The organism is Desertivirga brevis (genome assembly GCF_017355835.1).
Genome location: NZ_JAFEWF010000001.1, coordinates 123,288 through 144,292, shown reverse-complemented (window position 1 = coordinate 144,292; position 21,005 = coordinate 123,288). Strand labels below are relative to the sequence as shown.

Annotated in this window: 18 protein-coding genes; 10 read left to right on the top strand and 8 right to left on the bottom strand. The window is 42.1% G+C overall.

The features are described from left to right. Positions 1-140: 140 nt before the first annotated feature. From J4N25_RS00580 to J4N25_RS00555, 6 genes are all read right to left on the bottom strand, one after another. Positions 141-773 (bottom strand): hypothetical protein, encoded by a 633-nt coding sequence (locus J4N25_RS00580; protein WP_207420192.1) that lies wholly within the window; start codon positions 771-773, stop codon positions 141-143. 81 nt (positions 774-854) lie between these two features. Beyond that, a complete protein-coding gene (locus J4N25_RS00575; protein ID WP_207420191.1) occupies positions 855-1,703 on the bottom strand; it encodes a DUF4339 domain-containing protein in 849 nt (282 codons plus the stop codon). A 17-nt stretch (positions 1,704-1,720) separates the two neighbouring features. Continuing rightward, the gene (locus J4N25_RS00570) at positions 1,721-2,182 is read right to left on the bottom strand and encodes a class I SAM-dependent methyltransferase (protein ID WP_207420190.1); all 462 of its coding nucleotides are present in this window, start codon (positions 2,180-2,182) and stop codon (positions 1,721-1,723) included. Positions 2,183-2,243: 61 nt separating this feature from the next. Further along, a complete protein-coding gene (locus tag J4N25_RS00565; protein WP_207420189.1) occupies positions 2,244-4,142 on the bottom strand; it encodes a DUF4153 domain-containing protein in 1,899 nt (632 codons plus the stop codon). A 61-nt stretch (positions 4,143-4,203) separates the two neighbouring features. Continuing rightward, positions 4,204-6,219, bottom strand: coding sequence for a sigma 54-interacting transcriptional regulator (locus J4N25_RS00560; RefSeq protein WP_207420188.1), 2,016 nt, complete (start codon positions 6,217-6,219; stop codon positions 4,204-4,206). After that, positions 6,200-8,254: a histidine kinase dimerization/phosphoacceptor domain -containing protein gene (locus J4N25_RS00555; RefSeq protein ID WP_207420187.1), complete on the bottom strand. Its 2,055-nt coding sequence runs from the start codon at positions 8,252-8,254 to the stop codon at positions 6,200-6,202. Before J4N25_RS00555 ends, J4N25_RS00560 begins: the two co-directional genes overlap by 20 nt. Positions 8,255-8,748: 494 nt before the next feature. Between J4N25_RS00555 and J4N25_RS00550 the strand changes: the two genes are divergently transcribed. The 8 genes from J4N25_RS00550 to J4N25_RS27040 all read left to right on the top strand — a co-directional run bounded on the left by J4N25_RS00550 (position 8,749) and on the right by J4N25_RS27040 (position 15,076). Then, the gene (locus tag J4N25_RS00550) at positions 8,749-9,693 is read left to right on the top strand and encodes an alpha/beta fold hydrolase (protein ID WP_207420186.1); all 945 of its coding nucleotides are present in this window, start codon (positions 8,749-8,751) and stop codon (positions 9,691-9,693) included. Between the two features lie 69 nt (positions 9,694-9,762). Then, positions 9,763-10,278, top strand: a complete 516-nt coding sequence (locus tag J4N25_RS00545; protein WP_207420185.1) for a RidA family protein — start codon at positions 9,763-9,765, stop codon at positions 10,276-10,278. A gap of 12 nt (positions 10,279-10,290) precedes the next feature. Next, positions 10,291-11,238 (top strand): cytochrome P460 family protein, encoded by a 948-nt coding sequence (locus tag J4N25_RS00540; RefSeq protein ID WP_207420184.1) that lies wholly within the window; start codon positions 10,291-10,293, stop codon positions 11,236-11,238. Positions 11,239-11,246: 8 nt separating this feature from the next. Then, a complete protein-coding gene (locus J4N25_RS00535) occupies positions 11,247-11,714 on the top strand; it encodes a hypothetical protein (protein WP_207420183.1) in 468 nt (155 codons plus the stop codon). A gap of 755 nt (positions 11,715-12,469) precedes the next feature. Beyond that, positions 12,470-13,483 carry an SDR family NAD(P)-dependent oxidoreductase gene (locus J4N25_RS00530; protein WP_207420182.1) on the top strand — a complete coding sequence of 338 codons (1,014 nt, stop codon included), beginning with the start codon at positions 12,470-12,472 and terminating at the stop codon, positions 13,481-13,483. 85 nt (positions 13,484-13,568) lie between these two features. After that, the gene (locus J4N25_RS00525; RefSeq protein ID WP_207420175.1) at positions 13,569-14,213 is read left to right on the top strand and encodes a DUF2652 domain-containing protein; all 645 of its coding nucleotides are present in this window, start codon (positions 13,569-13,571) and stop codon (positions 14,211-14,213) included. Positions 14,214-14,260: 47 nt separating this feature from the next. Continuing rightward, positions 14,261-14,530 carry a hypothetical protein gene (locus tag J4N25_RS26700; RefSeq protein ID WP_242695744.1) on the top strand — a complete coding sequence of 90 codons (270 nt, stop codon included), beginning with the start codon at positions 14,261-14,263 and terminating at the stop codon, positions 14,528-14,530. Positions 14,531-14,560: 30 nt separating this feature from the next. Then, complete coding sequence (locus tag J4N25_RS27040) at positions 14,561-15,076, top strand: helix-turn-helix domain-containing protein (RefSeq protein ID WP_369410815.1); 516 nt, start codon at positions 14,561-14,563, stop codon at positions 15,074-15,076. A 279-nt stretch (positions 15,077-15,355) separates the two neighbouring features. Here the strand turns inward: J4N25_RS27040 and J4N25_RS00515 are convergent, their stop codons facing one another. Further along, the gene (locus J4N25_RS00515; RefSeq protein ID WP_207420174.1) at positions 15,356-16,264 is read right to left on the bottom strand and encodes an alpha/beta fold hydrolase; all 909 of its coding nucleotides are present in this window, start codon (positions 16,262-16,264) and stop codon (positions 15,356-15,358) included. Positions 16,265-16,508: 244 nt separating this feature from the next. Continuing rightward, on the bottom strand, positions 16,509-17,402 hold the full coding sequence (locus tag J4N25_RS00510) for a helix-turn-helix domain-containing protein (RefSeq protein WP_207420173.1): 894 nt from the start codon (positions 17,400-17,402) through the stop codon (positions 16,509-16,511). A 191-nt stretch (positions 17,403-17,593) separates the two neighbouring features. Between J4N25_RS00510 and J4N25_RS00505 the strand changes: the two genes are divergently transcribed. Beyond that, positions 17,594-18,553, top strand: coding sequence for an L-threonylcarbamoyladenylate synthase (locus tag J4N25_RS00505; protein WP_207420172.1), 960 nt, complete (start codon positions 17,594-17,596; stop codon positions 18,551-18,553). 121 nt (positions 18,554-18,674) lie between these two features. Further along, positions 18,675-21,002, top strand: a complete 2,328-nt coding sequence (locus tag J4N25_RS00500; RefSeq protein ID WP_207420163.1) for a TonB-dependent receptor — start codon at positions 18,675-18,677, stop codon at positions 21,000-21,002. The last annotated feature ends 3 nt before the right edge of the window (positions 21,003-21,005 follow it).

Genomic DNA, 21,005 nt, shown 5'->3' with positions numbered 1-21,005 from the left:
ATTTTTCCCCTTACTTTTACCGATATAGATTCGTTCACCTCTTTTACTTAACATAAAAAAATGTACTTCAGCTTTTAGTAAATGGAGAAGCTACAAATTAATTCCAGGAGAATCTTCTACCTCTCCATTAGCGATTCATCTTATTCAGTTTTCTGAACTAAACAATACAGGTCAAATGAACCTTCTACTTTGGTAGCTTCTGCTATCGTGGTTACATTATTTGCGTTTCTTTCTAATCTTGCCAGGGTTCCTTCAAATGATCCCTTAATTTTTTTAACCTTCCCAACTCCTTCCCAATAGGCATCTTCCACATTCGAAATAGTGAGCATTAGAGGCTTAAGTCCCAATTTTGGGGACTGGTAGGCCAGCTTCCCGCTTAATAGAGCCTCCTGGGATGAAGGAAAACGTCCGATAAGAGCACTTTGATAATCGTCCTCACACTCAGCTCCTGCCTCGTGGCATTTAAATACAGGGTATACGCCAGGTACTAAACTGGGAATCTGCCTGAGGTCTATACCAAATTGAAAGTCCTCTAATTTATGGGTGGCACTAATGGAAAGGCTATTTCTTTCAGATCCTTGAACAAAAGCACTAAGAACAACTGTACCATCCGTTGGCTTATCCGGCGCCATTTTTATCACTTTCCCATCAATTTTGATCTCAAAAGACTGGGTATGAAGTGTTGTAGTTTCTTCGTCCTTATTTGATTGGCAAGAGAAAAGGGTGCTTGTAACGAGTGCAATCGCTACTAAAGGTAGTTTCCAATAGGTCATAGATGTATTTTTCAGCGAAGATACTTTGCTTTTCCTACGCTGAAAATCTTTTTTTAAGTTTTACATTCTGTTAGGCGAGAGTTACTTACAAAGATAAGGATCCTCGGCACTGGTATATTCCACTTCGGCATTGTAGCAGAAATTAAGAGCTGTTGATTGGACAGCTACGATTTTCAGTTGTACGCTGGTTCCCCGGTTGCTATCCGGCGCGGGCATTGATGCTTTTCCATTTGCGGGGACGTTCTTAATCTTTACGTATTCTGTTTCAAAAACGTCACCATTTTCCTTTATGTACTTAACTTCTACCTTAACTTCATCCAGGGGATAAGCCATGCTATTGGTAACCCTAACTTCCAATAACGATATCCCGCCAAGCTTGTCAACTTCATACTCGTTCGGTTTGGCGCTAATGTGGCTGGACCAATCATTTCTCAAAACCATTTTGTCGTTCTCTAATGCTTGCTCCTCCTCCTGCTCAGGAGTTTTCGCTGGTGAATTTGTATCCTCTGGCGTTGCCTCCTGACTCATTGCAGGTAGCCTTGCGTCGTCTGTTACTGTTATGGTAAATAAGAAGAACGCTAAAGTAACCACCAAAACCCAGACATAGATTTTCATGTTACTCTTCTCTTCCTTATTGTCTTCCTCGGGATTATTCTTCGCGGGAGCCACCTTTTCCCTCTTCGAGACTGGTGTACTTACTTTTTGCTGTTTCGGAGCGGGTGTAGCAGCCTTTTGCTGTTGCTTAAAAGGCGGAGGTGTACTTTTGGGCGCCAGGAGTGTCTCTAGCTCTGGTATAAGAGCGGCAACAGTCCAATTACTTAAACCGTCAAACCATATTGGAGTGTCTGCTTTTATTCCCTTCGTACTTAATTCGGATAATGTGAAAGGGCCTTCTTCCTTTACGCCGTTATGGGTGAAATACTTCTTCATTGAATAATGCGAAGATACTACCTAATCTCTTTATCCAAGTGCGGAAGGTACTCATCCAGTAAAACTTCTTTTAGAGGGTCTCCACCGTCAATAAATAGCTTTCCATTTGGGGCGAGGGCTTGTGCTATTTTAATTAGCGCCTGTTTTTCTATTTCGGGATGCCGGCCGTCTAATGCACCAACCCGAACAGCTACTGCCATATCGTAGGGACCCTCTTCGGATTCAAGCTCGAAGTTCTCAATTGCGACATTTCTGAATGAAAGTCTTCCGGTCTCTATTTCAGGAGCTGAGCCAGAAACAGCTAGCTTAATGGCTTTAGCTGATCGATCAATGGCAGTCACCTGCCCCTTGGTAACTCTTCTGGATAGTTCTCTCGCCATGGCCCCGGATCCACACCCAATTTCAAGGATCCTTAATTCTTCTCTTAACGGTAGTGCATCAATGAAGTCCTTAAGTCGTTTTGATAAATTCCCTGCCATAGGTAGATCCGTTTATTTTAGTTTTCCATCTATACTGGCATTCTAACCTGATGTAGTTGCTTTATTCTTGCTTCTTTATCATCAATACCCCTTCAATCCTCCCTGTTGCTTTAGCATGAGACGAAATCCTGTAGTTAATTTCGTTGATATAAAACCTGATGTTGTACTTGCCTATTTTAAACTCTTCCGTCAGTGAGGCTCTTGGTACTACTAAGTTCCCCGTTGTTTCTATCCTGCTTGTTTTCCCGGATCCTTTTATTTCCGGACTAGGTTTCACCTTCTCCAGTCTGTTAATTATTGGTATCAAACTCCTACTAATACTGTCCTTTTCAATACCAATGGTCATTGAGGAATCTGATAACCGAAAGGTCAAGGAATCTTTGTCCAGAGCGGCAAGAGTGGTTGCCTGATAAAGATCGGAAGAGTTATCGATAAGCACTATAAAGTCGGCATTAACAGCCGGGAGAACATTACCGTTATCGGCTTTAATATGCCGGTAGCTTATACTGTAGTCGGTATATTCAACGGGGAGCTTATAGTTTTTTTCCAACCATTCTCTCTCGGCGTTCCTCAGATCCCAGGAGTGAGTTCTTCTGTTGCCTCCATACTTGTTTTCAGTTAGCTCAAGTTTTTCTTTAATTGAATCTGTTACTAGTTCCAGATCCTGGTTCAACAAAGGCTGAAGGCTTGACAATCCGTATTCCTCAACCATGTACCTGCTTAAATGGATCACTCTATCATTTGATGCAGAATCTAATTTTGAGGTAATGGGTTTTAATTTCCCTTTGTTCAGCAACTTATTCTTTTCAAGGACTTCTTTTAACTGGCCTAATTGCGAACGCTCGGCAATGTTGAAAGCACTTAAGGGACCGTAAGTTCCTGCAATGGTTACCAGCGACAAAGACAATGGGATGATCAGGATATTCTGTTTGCGGGATAACAGAAAATAGGCCGTGATACCAGCCAGCCATAAAGCAAGGATGATCAGGAAGTAACGTTCCTCTGTAATACCATACTTTTGAACCCTGGTATACACCGATACAAACAAGAGAGCTAATAATGGAATTAAGAGGTAGTAAAACGTTCTGTTGTAAGCAACTATCCACTTGTTTTCTTCCTGTTTGCGTAGTGGATATATTAATAGAAATGATAGAATACCAAATACAGCATAACCGAGGATGAGCGAGGAAACAAGACCTTTAGGAAGATTCCATTCTACGAGGATCTTCACTTCGTACGAGAGGAGGATGACCACATAAACGATGGCCAGGGGAATGAGAACGTATTGGGTGAAAAGCTTGAGACCTTTTGGGTACGCGTGGTCATCCTGCAACTTCTGCAGATCAACGGGAATTCCCGAAAGGAAAAAGAGGGTTTGGAAAAGGATGGCGATCCAGGCGAACAGGGTCATGAAACTCTTCCAGGTAATATCAATGTTAAACAGGAATTTAGTAGCTCCCATTGCTGCGCATAAACCTCCGTATAGAACAGCAGAATAAAGTACTCCTGCCAGAAAGCGCAGGAACATGGTCTTATTAAATTGCCAAAAGGCATTCGTGTCGCCTGCTTTTCCAATAAAGGCAACGAAAGCAACCATAAGGTGCAGCGAGAAGCTGATCAGGAAGAATCTGACAATGTCCCTCTCCTGCTCCATCGGATTAAGTATAAAGAGGAAGGTGACACTTATAGTGAGGCTGAGGAGGTACAGTATGGCAGTCCCTTTTTTATCCAGATTTCTGTAACGGGAATAAAGCGAAGAGGCAAAGCTGGTAAGCAGGCCAATATTACAGGCCATCATTACCCTCCAGCCCCAACTGCTTACCGAAAAGCTTTTATCCTCATTATGAATTAGGGTAGTTGCCGCAATACACGCAATAATGGCAAAAATAACTTCAACAGGGAAGCGCTTGCATGCCCTGCTTATTTCTGAGAGAAGGTTTTGTACGGATGTAAGTTTCATGTGATAATGATTCAAGAGGGTAAATTACAAATTTTCCCAGAATGAGGTAATTGCTGAGTGTTTAGATGTCTGATCTGCTGATGCCTAACTTTTCCATCCGAGATTCTAGCGTAGTAGGCTTCAAGTTCAATAACTCTGCGGCTCCATTTTTACCACGGATTCGGCCATTGGCTTTCTTCAGTATGGATAGGATATATTCCCTTTCTGTTTCCTGTTGTAATTGCTTCACCTCCGATAGGGTTTTTGGATGCTCAAAAGAAGGTAGCCCTCCAATACTGCTATTGGAAGTGATCTTGTTTACGAGAGGGCGGCCTAAATCCAGCGGACTCTGGCCATCATTTACAATAACCGCCTGTTCAATAATGTTCTGCAGTTCGCGGATATTTCCTGGCCACTGATAGTTTAGCAATTCCGTGATTACTTTGTCACTGATCCCCTGGAAGGGCCTGCCAATTTTTTTACAGAGCTTTTGGCCGAAAAAGTTAGCTAGCAAAGGAATGTCTTCACTTCGCTCCTTTAGGGCCGGAAGAACTATTGGAAATACGTTCAAGCGGTAGTATAGATCGAGTCTGAACCTGCCTTCTGCAACTTCCTTTTCCAGGTTTCGGTTTGTTGCCGCGATGATACGTACATCCGTTTTGATAGGGCCTTTCCCTCCCACTCTTTCTATTTCTTTTTCCTGCAAAACCCTCAGGAGCTTTACCTGAAGATCCAGCGGCATCTCTCCTATTTCATCAAGGAATAGGCTGCCTTCATTGGCTAACTCGAACTTCCCGATACGTTTGTCGATTGCACCTGTAAAGGCGCCCTTTTCGTGGCCAAACAACTCCGATTCGATCAGGTTGGGAGGCAACGCAGCACAGTTTATTTTTACCAGCAATTTATTCTTACGGGGAGAAAGATTATGGATGGACCGGGCAATGAGTTCTTTTCCGGTACCACTTTCTCCCAGGATCAATACGGAGGTATCAGTACCAGAGACTTGTCTTACCTGATCAAACACTACATGCAGGGATGGGCTTTCGCCAATAATTTCATTGAAATTCACGGTCGTTTTCACTTCCTCCTGTAGATATTGATTCTCCTGCTCCAGCTTTTGTCTCAGCTTCTCTATCTCTTCAAAAGCCAGGTAACGGTCGAGGGTAAGAGATAATGGGTTCTTCAATCGCTCTAGTAACGACAAATGTCTGCCAAGATAAATAGTTGATTGGCGACTATAAAATGAGATAACCAAAAGACCACCGTGGGTCAGTTCAATAACCTGATTGAGTGTCGACTCGAGGCGGAATGTTTTGGCAAGGAGCTGGGTAAATGGATCGCTTTTCTTCCTAATGGTAAAATCCTCTCCTTCGGATATTCCGGGTTCCCAAGAATATTCGGGCAGCATATCCTTAACTTTTTCAGGAGCAAGGCCGTTCATTTGAGAGAGCTCATGCATACCGATGTACTGGAATTCTTCAAAACCGATGCGAAAAAGACCCGTTAATGGAATGCTATCCTGGCTCCCTACCATCCCAGCAAGCAGAAAATCAAAAGGAATGAACGGTTGGAAGAGTTGGCCTATCTGATGTAATTTCTGTTTCCAGTCGCCACATGAGGAAAGCGTATCGGAAAGAGCGATTTGCAGCGCCTGCTCCTTTCGCAAATAGGCCTCTACACTATGCGCATGACGATAAAGTGCTAGCTGTAGGGTTATTAAAACATCTTTCTCGCGAAATGGCTTTACCAGAAACCCATAAGGCTGCGTGGTTTTAGCTGCCTCTACAATACTTTGATTAGAATTGGCCGATAGGTAAATGAAAGGGATGCACATCAGGCTTAACTGCCCCGCCAGGTCTATTCCTGTTTCCTGCCCTTGCAGGATAATATCAAGCAAAACAATATCGGGTTTCTGATGGGCAATTAAGTCTAGGGCCTCTTTTACCGAAGAGGCAATGCCGGTCACCTGGTATTCTGCCTTTTCCAGAATGATCTCCAGGTCATTAGCCACCACGAATTCATCTTCTACAATAAGAACATTTCCACCAATATGGTTAGCCAATAAGGAAAAATCTGCATTATTTTGTTTGGAGACCATCGGACTGCGTAATTAAAGTAGGAGTAAAAAGTACATTTATTTTTAAACCCTCTGTATTGTCAAGGGTAAGACTGCCACCTAACTGTTTGCTTAGGCCTTTCATCAATTTCATCCCCAAAGACCTTCCTGGTAATAGGTCGGAGGTATCCATCACTCCTATCCCGTTATCGGCAATGGTAAGCTGGTATTGGGTTCGACTCAATTCAATTAAGGATAGATAAACTACTCCTTCTTTATGCTCAGGGAAGGCATATTTGAGGCAGTTGGTAACGGCTTCATTAATGAGTAAGCCGAGGGGAACAGCAACCGCGACATCCATTTCTATAGGGGCAATATCTAATTGAAACCGGATACGATCATGCAAACTGTAAGAGTCGCTCAAATTATTTACAAGCTCCTTCAGGTATTCATCCATGGCTATGGTGCCCATTTTATCCGATTGATAAAGTTTGTGATGGATAAGGGACATGGCTTGAACTCTGTGCTGACTGTCGGAAATGGCTGTTAATGCTTTATCATCATCCAGATAGGCTGCCTGGGAGTTAAGTAGGCTCATGACTATCTGCAGGTTATTTTTTACCCGATGGTGAACTTCTTTAAGGAGCCATCTCTTTTCTTCCAGTAGTTCATCCTTATTGTGAAGAAGGCTCTCCTTTTCCTCCAGAAGTTGCCGAAGCGATTCGTTCTTCCGGTTGATCTCTTCCTGTTTGCCTTCAAGAAGTTTGGTACTTTTTTGTTTAAGGCGGTACCGGCTATACACCAGAATAAGTAATAGTAACAAAAGAACGGAGCCAATAAGGAAAACGGTTTGCTGGAAGTCCTTTTGTTTCAGCTTTGCCTGCTGCATTTCATTCCTTTTAGTCAACAATTCGATGCTTTGCACCTTCGCCTGTGTTTCATATTGTATTTGAAGGTTAGCGAATTGCTGGCTTTTAGCTTCATTAAAGATTGAATCTTTTAATACTAAGTAGCGTTGATGGTGTTGTAGAGCTTCCTTAAAATTGCCCTGGGCCGAATCTAATTTAAATAATAGATACTGATGCAGTACAGACTCGCTTAAATAGTTCACCTGTTCATTTACCTGCACCATCTTATTGAAATAGTATCTGGATTTAGAATATTCTTTGGTGGCCATATACAGTTCTCCAGCTACCTGGTAAACTCCCATCCGGTAAGAATCATTTAAAAAGGCAGGGTCATTACTTTTGTCTATTTCGTTCAAATATTCTTCGGAGCGTATAATAAATTTCCTGGCTAAGGGATATTGTTTCAGAGCAATATGGCACTGGGCTTTGAACAAGGTGACCATAGCAGCACTTTTCACAGAACCTGGAGGAGTATCTTTCGTTACCTTCCCAATATAATGAAGCGCTTCTTTTGCTTTTTTTTGCTCGAGCATAACATTCACCGCCAAAGAAAGCGTATTGTATACATCATCGTCCTTCCTTGACTCCTGAACATGCTGCATGGCATTTTCACAACTTTTTAAGGCCTCATCGGGCTGTTTGAGATCATGGAATAGATATCCAAGCTGCAGGTAATAGAAGGAAAGACTTGTGGTATCATGGATATCGAGGGAGTTTTTAATGGCCGCTTGACCATAACGTAAAGCTTCAGGATAGTTACCTAATGTTTTATATACCCTGGATAGCAGGGCGTAAGAATTATGAAAAGAGTTATGATGACTATAACGATAAAGGCTGATGGTTTGCTTCAACTCTTCGAGTGCCAGTTGTTGGTTTCCCTGCTGATGGTGCATCCGGGCTATGGCTTCTAAGGTGGAAGCTTGTTGTTTCGTATTACCTTCTTTTTTATAAAGATCAAACGCCTTCCTGTAGCATTCAATTTTCAAGTGGAGCTCATTACCTGAATTGGAATATTTGTTCCCTAATTGAATATAGTCTTCTGCTGTAAGATTGGATTGGGAAGCATCCCGATTGTTTACTTGTTTTGCCCGGGTTTGAGTAGTAGAACTACTTGCCGCACTTTGTTTTAAAGAAGGAGCCTGGAACAGAATGAGAGTCTGCGCCTGCATGGGGAAATTATACAGCATCCCTCTTAATAACAAATAAACGACCAGGCAATAAAACCTCATTGGTAAATAAACATTATATACAAGCAGAACCCCCATTTCTGGTTATTCTGCTTAAAACTCCGAAGATATCGGATTTTTTCTATCAAATTCTCTTAGCTGAAAACAGATTTACACTTCTTTCCCTCCGATTACTTCGGAGATAATGGAGATTTATCCGAAATTATCGGAGAAAGCTCCGGGGGCGACTAATCATTAATACTATAAAAACCTTCTGAAAGTCGTCCTGGAAGCCTCTATTAGCCCCTTTCTGAAATTTTGGATGCAAGCGTTGGCATTGGCATTATAATAGGATAAGTGCAGGTACAGATGAGCGGGCATACCTTTTAATTGATTAAATCAGCAACAAAAAATATGAATATGAATAACAGGGGTTGATCCGGAAAATTAAGGGTACGACCTGCCAGATCCTGTAAATTATTAACGCAAACAATATTATGAAAACACCATCAGTTCTTAAAAACACAGTAAAAACAATCCTTTTACTGGCAATTCCTCTTGTTGCCTACAAAGCCAGCGCTCAAGTAGCACGGGCTTCTGCAGGAAGAGCCGAATTTATTGAAGTCGAAAAAAATGTAAAACTCCATGTCACTGATCTGGGAGAAGGCAAACCTGTAGTATTGATCCACGGCTGGCCTTTAAGTGATGCTATGTACGAGTACCAGTATGCTGATTTGATCCAAAAAGGCTACCGGGTTATCGGTATTACGCTACGGGGATTCGGGCAGTCGGATAAACCGTTCGGGAAATACAATTACGATGTTTTTGCAGACGATATTAAAGTAGTTCTGGATAAATTAAAGATCGAAGGGGCTACCATTGGAGGATTCTCTATGGGAGGAGCAACAGTAATTCATTATGTGGCTAAACATAACGGTGCACATGTTTCTAAAATGGCTTTATTTGGTGCAGCTGCCCCGGTTTGGACAAAGAGAGAGGATTTTAACTACGGTCAATGGACTAAAGAGGATGTTAACGGCCTGATTGCTTTGAATAATACCGACAGACCACAACTACTTGAAAACTTCGGAAAGATATTTCCGGCAAACGAATCAAGTGTTACTCCGGGCCAAGGTGCATGGTTGGGAACTATACAAGCTCAAGCCTCTCCTTATGCTATGGGACAATGCTTGGCAACGCTTAGGGACGGCGACTTACGACCGGACTTGAAAAAGATTAAGATCCCTACTTTGATCCTGCACGGTTCTCATGATAAAATTTGTTCTTATGATCTGGCAGAGCAGATGCATAAACTTCTGACTAAATCGAAACTAGTGCCTCTGGAAAAAAGCGGACATGCCCTGTTTATCGAAGAGCGCGAGAAATTCAATGCCGAGCTGGTTAAGTTTATGGAAAGCAACACGCTGGCCTACAATAATTAATAGCATCCATTTTTGCAACAGGCAGACTTTCGTTTGCCTGTTGTTGTTTCTTGAATTTACAGTTATCCTATGAAACCAATTTTTCTCCTAGCCATACTATTATGGCTGACTGCTCGAACCTCCGCCCAGTCGCACGAACAGCGATTACAACAATTGCATCTCGAGTTGCCGCCTGTGCCAGAAGCTATAGGGAGTTATGTCGATGTTGTGCAGGTCGGTAAGTTACTTTATCTATCAGGAAAAGGCCCACGAAAAGCTAGTGGCGAATACATCAGCGGAAAACTAGGGAAAGACTTAAGCACCGAGCAAGGTTACGAAGCAGCCAGCTTAACCGCAATCAACCAGATAGCGGTATTAAAACAGAAATTAGGTGATCTGGATAAAGTAAAGCGAATTGTAAAAGTTAACGGCTATGTGAATTCGGATAATCAATTTTATGAGCAGCCTAAAGTAATCAATGGCTTTTCAGATCTACTGATCAAGGTCTTCGGTGAATCGGGCCAGCATGCTCGCACTGCTTTGGGAACCAATACCCTTCCCCTGAATATGGCTGTGGAGGTAGAAATGATCGTTGAGCTTAAATAATCTTTGAAAAAAATGCTACGTTCCCGGTTAACCCTTAATAAAAAGCTTCTCGTTATTGCAGCAATTGCCCTGGCTATTTTTTTAGGCCTCCAATTTAGCTCCCCAAAAATTGAAAATAAGCCTCCGGAGGGAGAAATTGATGTTCCTCTGGAAGTGAAGAATATATTGCAGCGCTCATGCTATGATTGCCATTCCAATCAGTCCAATCCCAAATGGTATGACCGGATTGCACCAGCATCGCATTTGGTTGCTCATGATGTGAATGAAGCCCGCTCAAGGTTTAATTTTTCGGAATGGAGTAAATTGCCTTCTCCACTGCAACAAGTGCTGCTTTGGGAAATGGTAAATGCTATAGAGCAAAAGAAAATGCCTTTAAACCGGTACCGGATGGTACATCCGGAAGCAGCTGGAAGTCCCTCTGAACTGGCGGTTTTGAAGCGTTATGTGAATACGCTGCCTGGAAGAACAAAGGTTGATACGGCAAAAATTATCAAAACGTTAGGTTCCTCAGCGGCTAATACTCCTGGCGGAAATAGACATCCCATTTCGCTGACGGGTATCCCCTATTCAGATGATTATAAAACATGGAAAGTTTTAAGTGTTACCGACAAGTTTGACGGGGGAAGCATGCGGGTGGTGTATGCAAACGACATTATGATGAAGGCTATACAAAGCAAGGAAATTCCGTTTCCTGATGGTGCGAGGATGGTTAAGGCTGTTTGGGGTAAACAGATTGAAGATAAGGAGGGAAATATTTTTCCAGGGAACTTTCAGAACGTTCAGTTTATGGTGAAGGACAGTAAAAAGTATGCATCGACAGAAGGCTGGGGATTTGCAAAATTCGACGGACTTGAGCTGAATCCTTTCGGAAAGTCCGCCTCCTTTGCTAAGACTTGCATTGCTTGTCACAAGCTATTAGTACCAGAGAATGATTTTGTCTTTAATATTCCTACAAAGTAAGTGATACCATGAGAACCTATGTGAATATAGCCTTATATCCCTTAGCTCTGACGCTGGTGTTATCGTCATGTAATAACGATAATGCTCCTGGATTGGCTCCAGAAGATTTATTTGATAATGATGAGCTAAAAGTGATCAGCTCTGTTATTAATGAGAAAAAAGGCACTATTTCTATTATTTATGGGAACGATCTAGCCTTCCAATCTGCAAAGGATGAAAGCAAGCAGCATTATGAAGGGGAACTATATAAAATGGTTACCTGGAAACAAAAACCGATGCCTCATTGGTATGGAACAGATATGAATGGCGCTATAGTTTCAGTTGAAACGGTTGAAGTTTCGAAAAAAGCGGACGGCGAACTGTCTTTCAATTACCATGTTGAACCTGGTCCCAATAAAGAGGCAATTCCCAAAGATCACGACAAGGAAAGAAGGTCGGCTTTTATTGTTAATCAACGGGCTGCTGTGTTTCCCTAGGTGATTCAGAGTGTTAGTGGTCCAGGTTTCAGGGTTTGAAAAATCAGCCCCACAATACTCCGTTATAGGACTTGAAGTTTAACTCTATTGAAAAATACTGTAATTTGCAGTTGAAGTTGAAACAGTAACGGCTTATTACATTTGCAGATGTCGAATATCATGGCCAAAACAATCAAACGGATACTTAATTCGAGAACACTATACTTTCATTTTACCATAGTTTTCCTGTTAAACCTCATTCTCTGCTCCTTACTTTATGTGCTAATCATCCCTATTGTCTATTGGTTGCTTTTCGGAGAGGGTGCAGAATCACAGAGAATTGAAAGCCTGCCACTAAATGTTTTTATTGAAAATTGGGGTGCTCTTTTGGCGGTATTAATGGTCTGTTTTGTATTGCTGTACTTTAATCTTATGAAGGGAAATTCCAGCCATGCAAAGTCATACCTGTTAGTTGCCTTTCTCATAACTAGTCTGTATCTCTTTAGAGTGGGAATTGCTAGCTTCTTATTTGAACTGTTTCGATAAGAGATTCAACTTTCAGGTTTACCTCTACCCTACTTATTGATTTCTCCCTTTCAAGCTTGGACTAAGTATTCGACTTTGCGCCACTCTTCTTAATTCCCCTGTAACGCAAAAATCCCTAACGTAATCCCTTCCCCTCATGACATTTTCAACAAAGTAAATTGACTGCCTGAACAAAACTGCCCCTTCCTGAACCGCCTACATTTGTTCTATATCATTTAACAAAAAACAAAATGGAAAAGAACAATTATCAAGGTGCGTTACAGACTCCAATTGCCTCAGGATTTAACGCTCAATCACCAGCTGCTGAAGTGATCCAAGGAATTGACCTGACTGGAAAAATAGCAATTGTAACTGGAGGTAATACAGGTATTGGACTGGAGACAACCAAGGTTCTGGCATCAGCAGGGGCAACGGTGGTCGTTCCAGCGAGAGACATTGAAAAAGCAAAGCGAAATTTAGAGGGCATTCCAAATGTAGAGATCGCTGCAATGGATTTAACCAAGCCAGAGACTATTGATGCATTTGCAGGTGAATTTCTTGCTTCGGGCAGACCTCTTCATTTGCTGATTAATAATGCCGGTATAATGTGGGTTCCTTTACAAAGGGATAGTCGGGGTATCGAATCTCAATTAGCAACAAACTACTTAGGACAGTATCAGCTGGTAGCCAGGTTATGGCCTGCGCTTAAAGCAGCCGGTGGTGCAAGGGTTGTAAATGTATCTTCTTATGGGCATCAAATGGCGCCTTTCGATTTCGAAGATCCTAATTTTGAGCACAGGGAATACCAAACGCTGCTGGGTTATGGGCAGTCGAAAACAGCTAGCAACCTGTTCGCTCTTGAACTGGATAATCGCGCCAAATCCTTTAATGTAAGAGCATATTCTTTACATCCTGGCTCTATCGCAGGTACAGAACTAGGTCGGCAAGCGGACATGGAACTTTTCAAACAGATGGGCTTCTTTGATGAAAATGGCAATATGCGTGAGGAGATCCTTGCAAGTCTTAAAAGCATTCCTCAAGGTGCAGCTACAACAATTTGGTGTGCCACTAGTCCCTTGCTAGCTGATATAGGTGGTGTTTATTGCGAAGATGGAGACATTGCGGAATTAGACCTCGGCCATTTTACAGCAGGTAACGGTCTCGGTGAACGAGGTGTACAACCCTACTCCCTGGATGAGACAAATGCTAAAAAACTCTGGAACCTCAGCGAACAGATGACAGGCATAAGGTTCGAAGTGAATTAGCTTGAATGCCCCTTCCCCGGTGGGCTTAATGAGCGGAGGCTTAAATGGTATCGCTATCTGATATAATGAAAAAATACAAACTATCATGATTAACATATTTAACAGAATTAAAGCAGTAACAAAGAGGGCTTACACAAATGGTCAGCCCGACCGGAAGGGCCTGGTATTTATACCAGATATCAGCGGATTCACAGAACTTGTGGGAAGCACAGACCAGATAACGGGAAGAAGCATAACCTATGAACTACTTTCATCAATCATCCAAAATAATAAATTGGATTTGGAGGTAGCCGAGATCGAGGGCGACGCAGTATTCTTTTTCAAATGGCAACAGCTACCAGATACCGATGAAATTATGGAACAGTTTAAAGCGATGAAAACTGCTTTTGATCAAACCAGGGCGACTTTAGAAATAAAATACAACCTGAAATTGAACCTGGAACTTAAGGCTGTAGCCCATTATGGACCAATGAGCGAGTATTACCTGGGTGGGTTTAGAAAGCTATACGGACAAGTGGTTGTGGAAGCTCACCGGCTGCTAAAAAATAAGGTTCCGCAAACCTCCTATCTTTTGATCACCGATGAACTTTCTGAAGCCTGTGCAGGCAAAGATCTGGAAATCTTACAAGACGATAATGATCAGTCATCAAGGTTGTGCGAGATCTATCAGGACTTGCGGAATATCTGTTACAGCTACACCTCGTTCGAGAAATCCTTCGCAACCAACTAGTTGAAAAAGGAACTCATATCATTGACTAAAATAAATAACTTTAAAAAATGGAACATATATCCCGGTACTTAAGCAAGGAGATTAAGCTATCGTCTTATGAGGACAAGCTGTTCAAGTCGGACCTGATGTTTGACGACCATATGCTAGTCTGGTTCATTTCAGGCGAAACAAAGATTATCCAGTGGGATACAACCTTTTACTTCAGAACAGGAGATATCTTTCTTATTCCTAGAAATCAATTGGCCACTATTATTAATTACCCCAAAAACGGATTGCCTCATAAAACCGTGGTGATGCATTTATCGACTGAACGCTAAAAGAAATATTACGAGAAGATTGATGTCAGGGTGAAAAGGCAACCGGAACAAAAGATATTCAGTTTCAGCGGTCATCCATTAATAGAAAGCTGCTTAGCATCCCTAATACCTTACTTTGATGTAAAGGGTGAATTTCCAGAGGATATCGCTTCTCTGAAAATAACAGAAGCTGTAAGTATCCTCCGTACGATCGATCCGGGTGTTGATAGTGTTCTGGCAAATTTCGACGCTCCGGGTAAGATCGATTTGGTTGATTTTATGCAGCGGAACTTCATGTTTAACATGTCGCTGGAAAAACTGGGATACCTGACTGGCCGGAGTTTATCTACATTCAACAGGGATTTCAAAAAGCTATTTAATACCACCCCTCAGAAGTGGTTAACCGACAAAAGACTCGAGTTTGCTTATTATCATTTAGCGGAGAAAAAGAAGAAGCCCACAGAGGTGTACCTTGAAGTTGGATTTGAAGACCTCTCCCATTTCTCTTATATCTTTAAAAAGAAATATGGGGTTTCACCTAATCAATTAGTAGTTGGTGTGGGCTGATTGTTAAGCTTTTACTTTAAATCATTTACAGTATAGGTATAATTGATATTAATGTGTAGTTCAAGGGATGCTGAAATGAATTCAGCATGACGGTGCAAGGTGGGGATGTTCTTGTTTTGGTGCTGGTGACAGCGAGGTTATAAAGACCAAGAGATATTTAAATGAATTCAGCATAACGGTGCGAGGTGTTTTACTAAAAAAGGGAATAGATTAGCACCGGCCACCTATTCCCTTTATTTTGGAAATTAAACTTCCTGTAATTGGAGAGCTTTATCCTTCTTATGATTTTGCGAATTTCTCAAGCTCTGTGTTAAACTTATCCATTTCTTCAAGGAACAATGCGTGACCACTGTTCTCGAACTTAACAATGTAAGAGTTCTTTAGGCCTTTATGCAGTTGGTTAGCGAATTCGAATTCACACAACTTATCTTTTGTTCCGTGGAAAATAGCAACCGGGATTTTGATCTTAGCTAGTTCCGGACGAAGGTCAAGATCTCTTAATGCAGTGATCGATTGTGTAGTGGCATAAGGTGAAGCATCTGAGTTGATGCTGGCCAACCAGTTGGACACTGGTGCCGACAAGCTGTTTTCAGTGGCACCAAAGCTGTTTCCAAAGTCTACAATAAGCTGTTGTCTGTTGGTTTCTGTTGTTTTGATCAAACCTGCGGCCGCTTCATCAGACGCACCGAAAGGAAAATCAGCCCGTTGTTTCCATGATGGTGCTGCAGCAGCGAACAGTGCCAGCTTACTGATATGCGCCCCATTATATTTAGCAGTATAATGAGTAACTACCGCTCCTCCCATTGAAAAGCCTCCGAGCACGGCTTTCTCTATATTCAGTTTCTCTAATACAACTTTAATATCGTCTGAGAAAACATCAAAGTTATACTTACCATAAGGCCTGTCTGATTTTCCAAATCCTCTTAATGAAATTCCGATCACTCTGAATCCTTTTTTAACAAGATATTGGTATTGGTACTCATACATAGCGTCGTTTAATGGCCAACCATGGATCAAAACAACTGGCTGTCCTTCACCTAAGTCTGTCACATGTAATTTGACATTCTTTTCTACCTCGATGTACTCTGCTCTGCCTGCTGAAGCGGGTGTTCTCTTTACCTGGGCACTAAGGTTTTTATTAAGGGTTAGTGCTGCTAGAAGACTGATGGTTAAGATAAGTGTTTTCATTGTTTTAGCTTTTAATTTATGTTTCTTTTTGTATTGTTATCAGTGAACAGTACAAAGGTGGGCAGAAACATGAGGCTGAGGAATGGACATATAGCTGAGTGTCTTGTAGATTTTTCCCTGGTACCATTAAAACTATTTTAATAGCCCTGAACCGGTGTAGTTTCAGATGGAAAAGGTAAATTATAGCGCTGCTTAGAGAGCTCGCTTTAACAGAAAGTTGTGAGGATGTATTTGAATTTAGTCCTTAAGCCTCCGATGCAAGATATGCAGGACCAGCATCCAGTTGACCTTGACCTAAATACTTCGACTTGAATCCTGAAGGCGATTCGCCGGTTTTTATTAAGAACAAACGGCTGAAGTAAGCCGGATCATCGTATCCTAACTCATACGCAATCTCTTTTGCAGTCAGAGTGGTATGTACTAGAAGTCTTTTAGCCTCGAGAATGATCCGGTTCTTGATCACATCATTTGGGGCAGGAAGATTCATCCGTTTGAATTTATGAGTAAGGGTTTTAGGCGCGACCAGCATCAAGTCGGCATAGTCTGCTACGGTATGTTTCTGCTTATAATGGGCCTCAACTAATTGGGTAAACTGTCTAAAAGCGTCAGGGTCATTGTTCTGATCGGTGAGCACCCCGTTTAGATGCTGCTTTTTCCAAAGCCTTGTGGATTTGATAAACAACTGCTTTAGATAGGTGCGAAGCATTTCCTCTTGTGAGGAATCTTTTAGCTCAAACTCGCTTTGGATTTGGGTGAAAAGATGATTGATGAACGCGGCGTCCTGCTCAGGTACCACTGTCATAGGCATATTATTAATGTTATTATACAGCAGGCCGTCGCAAGCTACTTCCTCATCATGGATCTGGATACAATAGAAATCACGATTATAAAATATAAAATAGCCCTGCTCCGTGCAGAGAGCTTCAATACTTAGAACCTGATTGGGACTTATAAAGAATAGCGAAGGCTCTCCAGTATGGTAAATAGTAAAGTCGACTTTGATACTGCATCCTTTAGGTAAGTACATGGCCTTGATGTACGATTTGTAAGCCTCAGAATTGATAAGTTTAAGACTATCCTCATTCACATGTAGTAAACCGATAGTTTTAAGGCTGGCTTCAAAAATGTTATTCGTCATTGTGTTGATGTAAGAAAGCGACTAGACAGCAAGGTAATGAATTATATTCACTCCATTTGCTTCATCGCGAACAAGCATTACTTTGTGATTTGTGCTAATTCGCCCTCATTCTATCCTGAAAAGTACTATTGACACTTGTTTACGCCAAAGTATTTTCACAATGATATTGCAACGATCAGTAAATTTGCGGCATGTCTAGTCCGGAAATTTCAAAAGCTGCGAAAATGTTGCAACAAGGGGAAGTTGTTGTTATCCCCACGGAAACAGTATACGGCTTAGCTGCAAATATTTATGATGCTACTGCGGTACGTTCAATTTTTGAGTTGAAAGGACGGCCATCAAACAATCCCCTTATCGTACACATCAAATCCTTCGAAGTGCTGAGTGAAGTGGCAAAGAACATTCCGGATACGGCATTAAAATTGGCCAGTCATTTCTGGCCGGGTCCTCTTACGCTCGTGTTGGAAAAGCAAGATACGATTTTAGACGTGATAACCGCCGGAGGTAACACGGTTGCCGTGCGAATGCCTAATCACCCTATAGCTCTCAACTTGTTGCAGGAAACAGGATTTCCGCTGGCTGCTCCAAGCGCCAATCCTTCGAACTATATAAGTCCGACAAGTGCAGAGAACGTTAGAAAAGCGTTTGGTGAAAGAGCTCCCTTTATTCTGGATGGGGGGCCATGCCAGAAAGGAATTGAATCTACCGTAGTGGGTTTTAAGTCGGACGGTGTTTACCTTTATCGCCATGGTGCAATAACGAAAGAAGCGCTGGAAGCAGCACTGGATGGTGTGGAGATAAAAACTATCACACATGAATCTGCCAGCCCTGCATCACCTGGCATGCTTCTAAAACATTACTCCCCAAGAGCAAAATTGATCCATACTGCTGATGTGAAACAACACCTGCTTAATGTGCAGGGAAAGCAAGTAGGCGTGCTTTCCTTCAACACTCATTACACCCATCCTGCTATTGCCCATCAGCTCATCTTATCGCCATCAGGTAATCTGGAAGAAGCCGCACAAGGCCTATTCAATGCTCTGTATGAGCTTGACTCTAAAGGACTGGACATTATCCTGGCTGAAGTATTTCCTGAAGAAGGCCTTGGCCTGGCAATAAATGACCGACTAGGAAGAGCTGCAGCAGAATAGGTTGAGCATCAGCTCGTATTTTTCGTTAACCATCCGCCATCAAGATTGATTCCATAAATCCTGTAACAAATTAAAATTTACCGCATCTTAGCGGTACATTTTTTACGACAAATAAAGGTTGATGAATCAATTTAAAAAGGTTGGCGTACTTATTCTGGCATTACTTTCATTTGCGGGATATGGATTCGCCCAAAATAACTTTACTATTTCGGGGGTCGTCAAAGATTCTACCTCCGGAGAAACTTTAATTGGTGCAACGATAAAGCTTAGGGGAGCTAAAGATAACGCTACAACCACTAATGCATACGGTTATTATTCATTGAGCGTACCAAAGGGAGACTATAGTCTGACAGTTAGCTATATCGGTTACCAAACTCTTACCCGGTCTTTAAACCTAAATAAGAATACTCGCTTCGACCTTTCCCTAAAAGCAAATAATGAGCTGGCAGAGGTGGTAATTACTTCAGAGCGAAAAGACATTAATGTTTCAAGTGCCCAGATGGGGCTTGCCAAACTGAACATGGCTGAAGTGGAGAATGTTCCGGTTTTATTTGGGGAACGTGATATTATCAAAACACTCCAGCTTCTTCCCGGGATAAAATCAGCAGGTGAAGGTAATAGCGGGTTTTACGTTCGAGGTGGATCAATTGACCATAACCTGATCCTGTTGGATGAAGCTCCTGTTTATAATGCCTCCCATCTCCTGGGTTTCTTTTCTACCTTCAACTCAGATGCGATAAAAGATGTAGCTGTTTATAAAGGCGGAATGCCTGCTCAATATGGTGGAAGATTGGCCTCTGTATTGGATATCCGCATGAATGACGGTAACCAGAACGACATCGGAGTAGAAGGTGGTTTGGGATTGATCTCATCCCGGTTAAAGGTGGAAGGCCCGTTGATCAAGGATAAAAGCTCGTTTATTATCAGCGGACGAAGAACTTATGCTGATGCATTTCTAAAATTGGCTCCAGACACCTCCATTAGAAATAACGTGTTGTATTTCTACGATCTAAATGCCAAAGTGAATTACCGCATAAACGAGAATAATACACTTTACCTCTCCGGGTATTTTGGAAGGGATGAACTAGGGCTGAACAAAACCTTCGGCTTCGATTGGGGTAACTCTACCGCTACTCTTCGCTGGAACCATTTGTTCAATAACCGTTTATTCTCAAACACATCGCTCATCTATAGCAATTACAATTACGTAATTCAGAGCTTTATTGAGCAGAGCGATTTTAAAGTAAAGTCGGCTATCCAGGATTATAATCTTAAACAGGATTTTCAATACTCTCTGAACCAGCATAATCTTCGCTTTGGTCTTGATGTGATACACCATACCATAAGACCTGGTAAGATCACGGCAAGTGAGGCCTCGTCGGTAAATGATGATCAGATTCAAAACCGCACAGGTCTGGAAACTGCAATCTATATTTCGGATGAGTGGAAGGTTAGCGACAAACTAAATATTACTTACGGCCTTCGCGGCAGTGCGTTTTCAGCTTTTGGTCCCGGTGATTTTAGGACCTATGACAGGGACGGAAATACAATTGGTACCGGCACTTATGCAGGAGGAGAAATTGTTAAAACGTATATAAACCCCGAACCACGTATTTCTGCAAGTTATCAGTTGAGAAAATCCAGTTCTCTAAAGGCCTCTTATACGAGGAACACGCAGAACTTGCACTTGATGTCAAATTCCACATCCACCTCTCCTACTGATCTGTATGTAATGAACAGTAACAACATCAAACCCGAAATTGCGGATCAGGTGGCCGTGGGATACTTCCGGAACTTTAACAATGACAGATACGAGTTTTCTGCAGAGGTCTATTATAAAAGCATGGCTAATCAGATAGAGTACCGCAGTGGTACCGATCTGCGAGGTAACAATAATGTGGAGGGTGATCTGTTGTATGGCGATGGCCGGGCATACGGACTAGAATTGTTCCTTAAAAAGCGATTCGGAAAATTGAATGGCTGGGTTGGTTATACCCTATCCCGTACGGAGCGTCAGTTTGACGATATTAATGGCGGCACCTGGTTCCCGTCAAAGCAGGATCGAACTCATGACCTTTCCCTGGTGGGCATTTACAAGGCAAGCAAGCGGTGGACACTTTCATCAACATTCGTTTATAATACAGGCAATGCCGTTACCTTCCCTAACGGGAAATATCAGTTGAAAGGCAAAACTGTATTTTATTATTCGGAGAGGAACGCCGACCGTCTGCCGGATTATCACCGGCTGGATCTGGCTGCTACATTGGAAGCGAAGCCTGGGAAAAAACTGCAGTCGAGCTGGTCGTTTGGGATTTACAATTTGTACAACAGGCAAAACACTTATACAATGGACTTCAGGGACGATCCGGATGACGCAACAAAGACTCAAGCTGTACGAACTACACTGTTCGGTATTATCCCATCTGTTACCTGGAACTTCAAGTTTTAAATT